Below are 12,504 nucleotides of genomic sequence, written 5' to 3'. Positions count from 1 at the left end.
ATGCTCCGCAGCTGGGAGCCATACCTCTCTTTACACGCGTTTTAGCCAGAGCACCTCGTAGGCTGGCAAGACGATGTCATCACTCGTGCCCAAAGTTCGACTCGAGAGCACATCCTCAAAGAATCTTCCCATTCCCGCGGTCCGCAGCAGATTGCCGTGGAGGGTCTGAGGTTGCTCTGAAAAATTGGCCAGAACCACCATGCGATGTGCCTCATGGGTTCGCACGAAACCTAGCACGTGTGGATTTTGGGTTGCCAATAGCTCCATGTTTTGCCCAGCCAGCGCGTGGGACGATTTACGGGCTGCAATTAGCTTTTGTTGGGAGCGAAAAATGCGTCGACGGATCGAGGAATTGACGGCGACCGACGTGTCATCGAGCTCGTCCAGGAATTCCCATTGCATTTTCGGCCGATGCACCCAGCGTGTATCCCCGGCCTTGGCGGGGTCTTTGACGAAGTCGTAATCATTGAGCATGCCCCACTCTTCGCCAAGGTAGAGCAACGGAATTCCTCCGATGCTCAACGTAATACTCTGCAGCAACAACATGCGCCGAATAGCCAGCTCTTTGGCCTCTTCGTCATCGTGTTCGATCGCCTGCTCCAGTCCGGCGAGGGAGGCCAGCGTGCCCGCAATGCGCATGTCACCGGTATCAGTGTTCTCTTGGAAGGGAACGCCCCGAGCGAAGGAGCCCTCGAATTGTCCCGTATAAAATTGATTGAGAAACTGCCGGTGGTTGTAGGCGTTGATCCCAATGGCGGCAGCATCTGCGTCATCGAACGTCCAACCAATATCGTCGTGACATCTCAGGTAGTTCACCCAAGCGGTACCCTCAGGCAAGCGATGGCGGTGACTCAACGTGCGATTGAGCAAGCGGACTTCGCGAGTTGCTAACGATTCCCATAGTAGGGCCATCAGAGTCGGATTGTAGGAAACCTGGCATTCCTCAGGTGCAATGTACTTCACCACGTCGTCGGGATGTACAATCGCTTCGGATTTGAAAAGTAGCCCGGGCGTCGCAATTCTCGCTAGACAGTTGAAGGCTCGGATGAGGGTGTGTGCTTTAGGCAGGTTCTCGCACGCCGTCCCCATCTCTTTCCAGATAAAGGCGACGGCATCGAGCCGCAGCATATCAACCCCGGTACTGGCGATGAAATACATTTCTTCCAGCATCGAGCGAAAGACGGAGGGGTTGCTGTAGTTTAAGTCCCATTGGAAGCTATTGAACGTCGTCCATACCCAGCGTTCCATCGCGTCGTGCCAAGTAAAATTGCCACGGCGCACGGCGGGAAAAATCTCCCGCAGTGTGTGTTCATATTTATCGGGCTGTTCACGGTCGGGGAAGATGAAATAGTACTGTTGAAACTCGCGATCCCCTGCCTTCGCATGTTGCGCCCAAAGATGATCGTCGGAGGTATGATTGAATACAAAGTCCAGCACCAGGTTAATACCGGCGCTGCGTAAATCGTCTGCCAACAGCCTCAAATCATCGATCGTGCCGAGTCGTGGATCTACCGAGCGATAATTGCTGATCGCGTAGCCACCGTCACTGTTACCTGGGCGAACGGCGAACAAGGGCATCAAGTGCAGGTAGGTTAACCCAAGCTCCTTGAAGTAACCGATCGACTCTCGCAGTTTTCCTAGATTCTCGCTGAAGAGATCCACGTACAATGCGCCCCCGACGATCCGCTCCGAAGCGAACCAGTTCGGTTCATTGATCCGATGCCGGTCCACGTCGCGCAGCGTTTCAGGGCGCTGGATCCACGCCGTGGCGGCGGTAAGTAGAATCTGCTCGAGATGGTAGAAAAAGTCGTACCGCGAACCGTAAAGCTCAAATAGCAGTTGAAACAACTGCCACCAGTATTCCTCCAAACGCTCCTCAAATTCTTGACGCAATCGGGGTTCGGCTGAGAGCGCGTTCCAGTGGGCTTCGAGACGCGGTGCGAGTCGCAACAGCGTCAACTCAGCTTCAAAACGCAAACCCTCAGCGGAATTCAATCGACCACGTAATCCCGAGCCACTGGGCCTCCCACCGCTAGTGGTGGAGTTGGCTCGGTTCTCTTCAGTTAGATTCGACGTGATCATTCGGAATTACGATATTGCTTAGGAACTGATAATAATGAATGCCCTCAATAATGCCCCGTGCGTGCGCGCCATCTGCAAAATAGACGCGAGGACGATTGCGAAGTTTGTTGAGTTCGGGACTGTAATTGCCAACGACGACGCCGAGCGTCCTGCCTAGGAGCATGCCTTCGTCATTTCCAGAATCGCCAGCTACGAGTACCTTCTCAGGAGAGAACCCCCATTTCCATAGCAAATGTCGCATCGACAAGTCACTCCCCCCACGGACGGGGATAATGTCGATATACATTCCGAGAGACTGAACAACCTTAGCACGCAATCCCGCCTCGCGCAGACTTTTCTTGATGGCAGCTAGATTTGGGGCAAGGGTTTGATCGATCTCAAAACTGATTTTGTACTTCGACTGGTGAGATTCTTCTTGCTGGAACACGCCCGGCAAGCTGGCCATGGTTTCGCTGATTTTTTCTGGTTCCCAGGCATACCCGATTTGCTTTTGCCAGCTGGAATCCGGAGTCAGCTTAGCACCATAGTGCAATTGCGTCCCCGAATCGGTATCGATGACGTCGGGGCGCGGCAGGCCAAGTTGCTCAATCAATTCCAGAGCGCTGTCGAGACGCCGGCCGGTTGCGATGCCAAAGCCGATGTGACGATTGGCTCGAATCAGCTCCTTGAACTCCTCCAAGGCTTCGTCGTCGCCAGTCAGCGTATTGTCCAAATCGGTCACAATAATGCGATCAAATTCGGGCAGTCGCCGCATGGTTGGGTTGTCAATCAACTCCGGAGTCGCCGAGTGATTCAGAATATCCGAAAGGTCACGAAGGTAGCGGTCGGCATGATTGCGCCATGAGTAATGTTTTCGCGTTCCATCCACGCCGGCTTGGGACCAAGCATCCCATTGCTCGGGTTCGGTCAGCACGCGGAGCAGCGCTTTCTCAATTGCCTTGCCATCCACGGGATCGACCAGCAAGCCATTGTCGCAGTTGGCGATAATATCGCAGGGCCCGCCATCGTTGGTGGCTACGATGGGTAGCCCGGCCGCCCCCGCTTCCAACAGGGTCAGACCAAAGGGTTCGGTTAAGGCGGGATTGATAAATACGCCGCGTTGCCGTACTGCCAAGCGGTAAAGCTCTGCAACGTCGTGGGGGCGATGGCGCTTGGGGTAGGCCACTTTGCCATACAGGTCGTATCTATCGACCAGATGAAGTACATTGTTAATAACTTGTTGCTGCCCCTTGGGAAGTTCACGGAGGTCATCTCGACCTCCCATGATCATCACCAGGTTCGCAATTTCCTGGAGCTGGCTACTTTCCCCGTAGACTTCGACGAGCTTTTCGAGATTCTTGCGTTCGTCCGGTCGTGCCATCGCCAAAATGAAAGGTTTTTCGGGTTCTCGCAGAAACCTAGCTAACTCATCGGCAAACTCGGGCCGCGCCCAATCTTCTGGCGGCGGAAAAAATGCATCGAGATCGACCCCTGGAGGAATGACTTCCATCCGCGACGGATCGTAGTGGTCGTACATTTCATACTGCTGCTCGACCTCTTGTCCGGTGCTGGTGACGACCATCGAGGCGGTTTCCAGTGCCGTTTCCTCCGCTTCATAGCGAATGCGAAACTTATACATTTGTTCCAAGGCATCGACCCGCTCTTTGCCCAACTGCAAGCGCTGCGCCTTGACTCGACCGAGCGAATGCCCTGTAAAAATGAAGGGAACGTGGAGTAGATTGGCGAGCTGCGCGCCGGCCAATCCTGCGTCAGCATAGTGCCCGTGAATAACATCGGGAATTCCATGTCGACGGAAGTGGACGAGCGTTTGGTCAACAAACAGCTCAATGTAAGGCCAGAGGGCTTCTTTCTTCAAATAGCGTTTGGGGCCGAATGGAATCCTGACGATCCGAGCCTTATCGGACAGTGGCTCTTCGGGTTGCGCGTAGTCCTTGCTGACCTTGGGATCGAATATCTGCCGCGTCAGCAACTCGACTTCGCGTACGCTAGGGTTCGCAGCCAATTCTCGCGCTAGCTCCAGCACGTACTTAACTTGCCCCCCCGTATCCGCGTCGGCCCCCAACTCAGGCTCGTCACCTCGGATGAGTCCGTGCAGACTAATGAGCGTAATTTTAAGTCCGTCTTTTTTATTAAGAATTCCCATGGTCGGAGTCTTCGTTGGAGTTGATGTCATCTTCCCGGCCCTCGAATTGGTAAAGGTTTCGAGCGGTTGTCGTTGCCCCGCGAATCGCACACACCTGGGCAGCAAATTGGACGGCTAACCGGATTGCCGATTCCGAGGGCACTTGACGTAACAGTTGATGAAGGGTGGCGGCCGTAAATGCGTCTCCGGCCCCTACCGTGTCTTGCAAATTCTGGACCACAGGCGACGGGGCGAAGTGGATTCGATCCTCCACCAACGCATACGCGCCGGCGGCACCGCAAGTCACGAAGTAGACCGAGCCCCCATATTTCTCCCGCATGATCCGGACGCTGCACAAGATGTCTATGGCGACCGTGCTGTGCGGTTGGCCCGAAAGTTCGGCCAACTCTTCGTCATTGAGTTTTACCCACTCCGCTCCGTCGAGTAACGGTCTTACCAATGCGTGGTCAAACCAAGGCTGGCGGATGTTCAGATCAACAAACCGTGGGAGCCCACTATGTTGGACCAAGTGCAAGAGGGTGGATTGAGAGATGGTGTCGCGAGCGGCCAGCGTACCGTAGTACAACAGTGAGTAATGGGCTGCGTCGATTGCCTGCTCCGGCAGCTTAATCTGATCAAATGCGCAAGGGTGGAGAATCTCGTAAGTTGGCTGCCCACCGGCCAGCGTGACCACGACGCGACCGGTAGAGAGTTGCGGATGGTGTTGCACACCGCCACGTTCCATTCCCCAGTCCTGCATTTCCTTCAGGACCAGTTCGCCTTCAGCGTCCTTGCCAACAGCGGTCAACATATGGGGAGAGTTGCCCAGACCTTGCAGATTCCAGGCCACATTGAACGGAGCCCCCCCAAGTACGGAACGACCATCTGGAAAGTGGTCGAACAGCACTTCTCCAAAAATCAACGGCGGCAAACGGCTCGGCGGGCCAGCATTAGGCATTGTAATAGAGCGTACTCCCAGCACGTGTCACTCGATGCATCCAAGCACTCAAGATACCATATTTAGCCTAATTTCTATACTGGGGCAGAAGGATCGACCGGATCTCGCCATGTTTTCCGTTCTGGGTACTTTCACTTTTCGCTGTCTGCTCACGGAACCGAATGGTGTTCCATCGCTGGGGGCTACGTCCAGTTTCCAACATTGCTCGGTTCAGCTCACAGGAGACGCTGAAGCAGCGACGAAGGGGGGCTCAGAGGAGGAGCTTTTCCGTCAGACACAGATTAAACTTTCCATAAAATCGTAATCTATTGGCTTGAGTCGTTTAGCAAGTTTTTGAGAGAGTACGTCATCGAGGACTTCCGTCGGGATCGCTGCACGAGAACGATAGTCATGAAAAACCAATTGCGGGTATTCACGCAGTTTTTCTATTTTCAATTCTGCAGATTCTGCTTCATCATCAAGCAAGCAAATGCCAGGCACGCCCGCGAGAATCGACTCTGCTAGGATTGACGATGCCGCGTTGCATACCACAAGGTCAGACTGCGCGATCAGACTCGCAGACGAGTAGTGGGAGTCAATCACCTCTGCCTCTGTGTGATTCCTGATAGCCTCTTCAATTTGCTCTACACCACTCCAAACCGGCAGCTTCACGCGGACGCCTTTCGTCAGGATCGATTTGTAGTACTGTACAAGCCCTGCAGGACCGTACTTGTCTGTCAAAAACTGAATTGAGCTGATCATGAAGCTAATTCGCGGGTAGGGGAGCGCGTCCAGATGAGCTTCCAGGGGTTGGTCGACGGGGTGCGCTCGGTATTTGATCCAGCCAGCACTGTGGACCTGTGTTCGTTGCCCAACTTGTGTCTGAAGTTCTGGAAAATCTTGAGGAGCGAGAAGGTGGTCGAATAAATCGAGAAATCGATACTCGTCGAGGTTTCTATCACCGAAGGGGCTCAGCAAGTCGTGCGGTACATAAACAGATACTTGAGGCTTGAGAATGGGGAGGATTTCGAGCGGAGCTAAGTAGTTCGGATACTTCTCCCAAAAAAGAGGAGTAATCATGCGCGCCGTTCGACTTGTCAAATTGGCGTGCGAAGAGGTGACGAAGGCTACTTTCGAAGAACTCAAGCTCTCAAGCAGAGGGCGAAAGTCTGCATTGCTCGCGCCAAAATCGATTTCGTGGACAACATAGCCCTTGGACCGCAAATGTTCTGCGAAACCACCGAGAACATACTCCGAGTCAACGCCTGAAGTCACAACGATAGGATGCATCACGAGTAGCTTTGACGTTAGTAGACAGTGGGATAGAGCTGGAGGTGGCTAGCAAGCGCACACATCCCCGGCAGGGACCGACTCCAAGCCAGAAGCAACGCGCCTCCCTGCTCGGTTCTTAGATTTCAGAGGCAGTAATTTGACTAGCCTGCAGCTTGCTTCCCAGCAACCTCGCACCGTAGTTGCCATTTCTCGGTAGGGAATCGTCCGCGACATTTAGCAAACATTCTGTCTCGCAATACAAACGCAACTCATCGGGAGTGATCTCGAACACAATTTCTGCTTGCAATTGCCTTGCGTTCTCGAGTCCAAACTTCTTCGCATCTAGCATCTCCGATGCAATTTGCTCCCATTGAACGAGATGCCGCCATATCGAAACACGAAGTTGTCCATATTCTTGAGGCTCCACCATTGCTAGGTACATACGCGAGTCGCCAGGACCGTGGTAGCAACCGACCAGCGATCCTGACACGGCGGTGGAGAAATGTATGGGCCAGCTAAACTTGCCCGAGACGCGCATGCTGGGCACATCGTGAGACGAATACTTACTCAGACGGATTGTGAGCAATAGATCGGAGTCCGCTTCCGCAGACAAGCTTCCGTCTGAAGTGATCCTCCCCGTCCCGTGAATCCAGGTCCATGGCAAGGCTTGCGTTTCCCGCAGAGGGACTCTACTGGCAATCAACCAGTTGCAGCTGGCGCCAATCTCTACAGCTGGCACTGAGGCCTCCATTTGGAAGTGACCGTCAGGAAGCAGACCAACCGAAGAATAGTCAAAGCGAGGAGTCGTACTATCAACAAGCCAGGACACGATTTCATAAACCCCAGCACGATGAAGTGCCTTCCGCGTTGGTCCCGCAACCAGCGGCGCTGCATCGCATTCCAACCATAGCTTCCCAGAGCAACACCTGACCAATCGCCGTAGCTCATCTGGCTCGCTCAGCAACTCCTGCAACATCGCTGGCTGCGTCAGCAACAACTCTTCCGATTTATGCTGAAGCCCTGAGAGCAAACTTGAAAATTCGCGAGTCGCATCGCACGCAATAACCACGTGGCGTGGCAGAACCTCTCGAATGGCCCCTTCAAGGGACGAATGACAAAGCACGATACAGTGCTCGGCAATTGCTTGCTTCACCTGCTGGATATTTGCCAGCGTTGTCGAAGTCGTGCTGGGAACGAGGGCCCCAGAGCTCAAGGCTTGCGTAGACACCGATTTTCGGCGTCTGAAGAGTTGCGAGAGGAACAAGGCTTAAACCTTAAAAGCAGGCAGCTTTCGAATTGCAGGGAGCCCAGTTACCATCAAACAGGTGGCTTCCCTGTGCAGACAAAGGCGTAAAAGTGGGTGTCTTCCCAACGATTGATCTCCGGCGGATAGATGTCCACTGGCGAGACGCAGAACAATTGAGAGAGAAGTTCCAATTGGGATTGGAATGCAGGATAGCGAGCGTGGTAATGTGTTCCAAGTTCCTCAGAGAACTTGTCCACCACGCGTTCTTCTTTGATGCCACACTGGTTCTTAACGACAAACGAGCCACCACTGGCAAGCATATCCGCGCAACGCTTATAGAGCTCTATTTCATCATGAACCGACAGATAGTTGACGACGCCGATTAAGAGAATGAGATCAAACAACTGTTGACTTCTGAACTCCGTTACATCGGCACAAGCGGTGGAGAACTTCTCAGTCTTCGGTGCATGTTCCAAAAACCGGGGATACTTGTCCACAGCCAGAACGGATGCAACGTAGGGTTCAAGCATCGCGCTCAGGGTGCAAGTCCCCGCACCTAGATCCAGAACGCGTGAGGAGGGAGTTGCCAGGGACTGGACCAAATCGCAGTCAAACTGAAGGCGTCCATCATCACGATAATTGGTGGCAATGCGAGGATCGGAAAACTGCGTTCGTTCTTGCCAAAACTTGTCGATTTTGGTTTTATCCAGCGTAGCGCGCGACATAAGTGCTCTCCATGGTTTGAGCATAATCCGGCCAGATGCGGTTGGCGTAGAGGAAATCGGCAGGGGTGTCAACCTCGCAACAGCGAATCTTAGCCGTTTGAGTCGGCAACAAATCTTCAATCATCTCAAAGACATTACCCTGGCCGGGAGCTACACTGCTCGGCAGAAAATTGACCAAACCAGTCCATTCGTATTGCGAAGTTTTGGTGTAAGACATCTCAGTGCACGCGTTCTGATCGTTGACAACGGCGAATACTGGATGAGAAGTGCTGACATCGGCAATTCCGATAACATCTTGGTCAGCTGTGAGCACCTGGCTAAAGTCAGCAGGATGAACGAGCAAGTCGCCATCCAACGAAACACAACGCCCCCGTACTCCCTTCATTCCAAGGGACAGACTAGCTGCAGTCTTAGTTGTTTTCCATTCTTCATTTACGATCACCTCAATCGATGGCCGCAGGCGACGTGCCAACGTGGCCACTTGGTCTCCCATGTATCCCACAACAATTCGCACTCTTGGCGCCGAAGGACACAACTCACGAAGCTGCCACTCCAAGATGGGACGACCCGAAATTTCGACAAGGGATTTTGGAATTTGCATCTTTAGACGCGATCCACATCCGGCCGAATTAATTACAACAGTTGCCTCGTTCATGCGCATGGCCTGCGGGTGGGAGGTAATTTGGTATCACACGACCCAGGAGGAGTCACAGCGAGTCGCGATGGTACTAAAATGGATATTCTTGAGTCAAGTTGGAATCAGAGGCTGTTCCTATGAGCCCAATATCACATCCCCAGACCACGTCCCAACCTTCTCCTTGCCTGCTGGACTACCGCCTCCACTTTGGATCCTCCTCCTTTATACATGCCTGCCCTTTACAGGCGGCCCGCAGCCACTTTCATTCTCAACATGGAGACGATCTCGAACGCGGCGTGCATCGACGGAGCGGTTCAGCAAAACGTCCCATTGTAACGGGCAGTCGTACTTGCTAGAGTTGGACGCGCTTGCGAAATAGCCTAACGTGCAATAGAAATGGTGCGACAGACTAATGATTTCCCATCGAAGCAGAGTTGAAGTAAATGTCGCAGTATCACGGTTTGCTCCGGAGCAACGTGGACAGGGAACACACGCTATTTCTTTAGGCGGCCTCTCCCCCAAGACAAAGAAGCCTATTGGTAAACGAATTCGAGATGAGTGGAAGCGTTTCCGCCGCAAGTATTTACGCAAACAACCGTAGGCAGCACTTTGATTCCCCAGCCGCTTACATCCTGGGGCAACGGAAGCTGGCTAGCACTTTCAAGTGATGTTTGATTTCATAACGCTTGGCCGAGCGACTTGCTGTTATTGAATCTCGACCAAGCCTATGAACGCTATCATGCTGGAGTCAAAGCGAATGGAAGAACTCGCTTCCAAGGTGGTTGTGGTGGGAGCCGGCGGTCACGCAAAAGTATGCATCGAGTTGCTCCGTTCCATGGGACAACAGGTCAGCTACTGCGTTGGTGCTTCAGGCGGTCCGAGTCGATGCCTCGACGTGCCGGTTCTCCAGGGGGACGAGCATCTGCAGCGGATGCGGCAGCGGGGTGCAAGTCGAGCATTTATCGCAATTGGGGTGAATGCGACGCGACATAGGCTAGCCAATGAGGTACTGCATCTCGGATATGAGCTGGTAAATGCGATTAGTCCACATGCAGTGGTTTCACCTTCAGCCATTCTAGGTACTGGCGTGGCAGTGATGGCCAATGCGGTGGTCAACGCGGACACGAGAATTGGAAATGTGGCAATTATTAACACTGGAGCAACCGTCGACCACGATTGTGTCTTGGCCGACGCTGTTCACGTTGGACCGCGATGTGGAATTGCAGGTGGAGTTCGAATTGGTGCGTTTAGTTTTTTGGGGATTGGATGTTCTGTGATTCCAGATATCACACTAGGTGCGTCGGTTAAAGTGGGAGCAGGCGCTGTCGTAGTAGGCGACATTCCTGACTCTGTTACCGCTGTTGGAGTCCCTGCAAAAGCGATCGGCTCTCCCATAACGGGGAATTGCGTGACATGAAGATTGCGATTTGCTCAACATATGTTCCGTTCATATATGGTGGAGCGAGGAATATCGTGGATTGGCTGGGTAGCATGCTTCGTGAAATGGGGCATCAGGTAGAAATCGTCTACTTGCCGGAGGTTGACTCGCCTGACACTCTGTTTCATCAGATGTGCTCATTCAGGTGGCTCCGTTTGGAGAGCGCTGATCGTATTATCTGTACTCGCCCTCAATCCCATGTTATACCGCATCCATGCAAAATCCTCTGGTTCATTCATCATATTCGATGCTTTTACGATTTATGGGGACATCCGGAGTATGCGAATCTACCGGATTCAGCCCAGCTGAGAGGATTTCGAAAGTCACTGTTTGAGATTGACACCGCCGCTTTGAAAGAAGCTAAGGCCGTATACACGAATTCGAAGGTCGTGTCGAAACGTGTCAAGGATTTCAACGGCGTGGACAGTGAGGTCCTATACCCGCCGGTTTATCAACCAGAGCGGTATACCAAACTCGGTACGAATGACGAGGTGGTTTGTATTTGTCGAATGGAGTCGCATAAACGCCAGGCACTGTTGGTCGAAGCAATGGCGCATGTCACCACTCCTGTAAGACTCCGACTTTGCGGAGCAAGCAGTGGAAGATATGCGAAGACACTTCGCCGAACGGCGAAGATGCACCGGGTAGAGCAGAAAGTAATTATTGATAGCCGTTGGATTGCCGAAGAAGAGAAAGTAAAAATCTTTGGTGAATGCTTGGCATCGGCCTACTTGCCTGCAGATGAGGACTCGTATGGTTATCCAACTATCGAAGCCGCCTTGTCTTCTAAGCCAACCCTTTCAACATTTGACTCAGGCGGAGTGCTTGAGTTTGTTGAAGACGGAAAGAATGGTTATATAACCCCCCCGAATCCTAAAGATCTCGCCCGCGCGATAGATCAACTGTACGAGGATCGAAGCAAAACCGAAGAGATGGGGCAAGCCGCAAACAGAGCCGTGGCGGACAACAACATCACTTGGGAGTTCGTTTTAGAGAAATTGCTTTCATGAAGGTTCTTATTGTAAACAATATGGCCCCATTTATTTGGGGTGGAGCGGAGTTCTTGGCGGAAGCTCTGAGGACCAATCTACAAAAGCAGGGACATGAGTCCGAAGTGCTTCGTATTCCGTTCGAGTGGGATCCCCCCGAGGTGATCTTATCGCAAATGCTGATGGTTCGCGCTCTGGAGCTCCCCAATGTTGATCGTGTCATTGCACTGAAATTCCCAGCCTATTTAATTCGTCACCCACATAAAACGCTGTGGATCATGCATCAATATCGGCAAGCCTACGACCTGTACGATACCGATGGTTCCAATTTGACGGGTGAGATGGGGAAGGACATTAAATCGGTGATCGAAGAGGCGGACCAACAAGCCTTTGCGGAGTCACGCAAGCTATTCGTCAATTCTCCCACGACCCAGTCGCGGCTCCAAAAGTATAGTGGCGTGGAGTCACGTGTACTGATATGCCCGGTCAACGACAGCGAGCTATTTTCGAATGGGAAACACGAGGATTACATGTTTGTCGGCGGACGGGTAAATCTAATGAAACGCCAGCATTTGCTGTTAGAGGCACTCGCCCTAGCAGACTCTTCAGTAAAGCTGATCATTGCAGGCCCTCCAGACCATGAGTCCGATGCGCAGAGGCTTCAGGAAATAACCTGCCGGTTAGGGCTCCAAGGCCGAGTGAAGCTGGATCTTAGAATGCTCTCTCGCGAAGAATATGCAATCTACATGAGGAATTCGTTGTGCGCCGCCTCTCTCCCGTTCGACGAGGATTCGATGAGTTACGTGGCTATGGAAGCAGCCACAGCTCAAAAGTCGATCGTGACAACTACCGACTCTGGCGGTGTTCTGGCGCTGGTCAAATCACACGTCACCGGTTGGGTCGCTCCCCCCGATCCTCAATCGCTTTCTGAGGTACTCTCCGATGCGTTCCGCAACCGAGCCACCACGATCGAATACGGACAGAACGCCAAACAGCAGCTGGACCTATTGGGGATCAACTGGATGAACACTATTGAGACGCTACTGCAATGAAATT

At 52.8% G+C, this 12,504-nt stretch carries 10 protein-coding genes; 3 read left to right on the top strand and 7 right to left on the bottom strand.

The genetic code is table 11. The features are described 5' to 3' along the window. Nucleotides 1–30: 30 nt before the first annotated feature. From Q31a_RS08190 to Q31a_RS08160, 7 genes are all read right to left on the bottom strand, one after another. On the bottom strand, nt 31–2,082 hold the full coding sequence (locus Q31a_RS08190) for an alpha-amylase family glycosyl hydrolase (protein ID WP_145076478.1): 2,052 nt from the start codon (nt 2,080–2,082) through the stop codon (nt 31–33). Beyond that, complete coding sequence (locus Q31a_RS08185; RefSeq protein WP_145076476.1) at nt 2,060–4,225, bottom strand: HAD-IIB family hydrolase; 2,166 nt, start codon at nt 4,223–4,225, stop codon at nt 2,060–2,062. Before Q31a_RS08185 ends, Q31a_RS08190 begins: the two co-directional genes overlap by 23 nt. Beyond that, complete coding sequence (locus Q31a_RS08180) at nt 4,212–5,162, bottom strand: PfkB family carbohydrate kinase (protein ID WP_145076475.1); 951 nt, start codon at nt 5,160–5,162, stop codon at nt 4,212–4,214. The genes Q31a_RS08185 and Q31a_RS08180 overlap by 14 nt, the downstream gene beginning before the upstream one ends. 270 nt (nt 5,163–5,432) lie before the next feature. After that, nucleotides 5,433–6,431, bottom strand: a complete 999-nt coding sequence (locus Q31a_RS08175; protein ID WP_145076473.1) for a hypothetical protein — start codon at nt 6,429–6,431, stop codon at nt 5,433–5,435. Nucleotides 6,432–6,549: 118 nt separating this feature from the next. Continuing rightward, complete coding sequence (locus Q31a_RS08170; protein WP_145076471.1) at nt 6,550–7,641, bottom strand: hypothetical protein; 1,092 nt, start codon at nt 7,639–7,641, stop codon at nt 6,550–6,552. 89 nt (nt 7,642–7,730) lie between these two features. After that, nucleotides 7,731–8,384, bottom strand: coding sequence for a class I SAM-dependent methyltransferase (locus Q31a_RS08165; RefSeq protein WP_197356443.1), 654 nt, complete (start codon nt 8,382–8,384; stop codon nt 7,731–7,733). Further along, complete coding sequence (locus tag Q31a_RS08160; RefSeq protein ID WP_261342707.1) at nt 8,362–9,039, bottom strand: NTP transferase domain-containing protein; 678 nt, start codon at nt 9,037–9,039, stop codon at nt 8,362–8,364. The genes Q31a_RS08165 and Q31a_RS08160 overlap by 23 nt, the downstream gene beginning before the upstream one ends. Before the next feature lie 721 nt (nt 9,040–9,760). Here Q31a_RS08160 and Q31a_RS08155 point away from each other — a divergent pair. The 3 genes from Q31a_RS08155 to Q31a_RS08145 are packed head-to-tail and all read left to right on the top strand — an operon-like array spanning nt 9,761 to nt 12,500. Next, the gene (locus tag Q31a_RS08155; protein WP_197356439.1) at nt 9,761–10,438 is read left to right on the top strand and encodes a NeuD/PglB/VioB family sugar acetyltransferase; all 678 of its coding nucleotides are present in this window, start codon (nt 9,761–9,763) and stop codon (nt 10,436–10,438) included. After that, the gene (locus Q31a_RS08150) at nt 10,435–11,469 is read left to right on the top strand and encodes a glycosyltransferase family 4 protein (RefSeq protein ID WP_145076465.1); all 1,035 of its coding nucleotides are present in this window, start codon (nt 10,435–10,437) and stop codon (nt 11,467–11,469) included. The genes Q31a_RS08155 and Q31a_RS08150 overlap by 4 nt, the downstream gene beginning before the upstream one ends. Next, nucleotides 11,466–12,500 carry a glycosyltransferase gene (locus Q31a_RS08145; RefSeq protein ID WP_145076463.1) on the top strand — a complete coding sequence of 345 codons (1,035 nt, stop codon included), beginning with the start codon at nt 11,466–11,468 and terminating at the stop codon, nt 12,498–12,500. Before Q31a_RS08150 ends, Q31a_RS08145 begins: the two co-directional genes overlap by 4 nt. Nucleotides 12,501–12,504 lie beyond the last annotated feature (4 nt).

It is taken from the genome of Aureliella helgolandensis, assembly GCF_007752135.1.
In the GTDB taxonomy this organism is placed as follows: Bacteria; Planctomycetota; Planctomycetia; order Pirellulales; family Pirellulaceae; genus Aureliella; species Aureliella helgolandensis.
The sequence above is the reverse complement of the archived record's forward strand: the minus strand, read 5'-3'. Positions and strand labels throughout refer to the sequence as shown.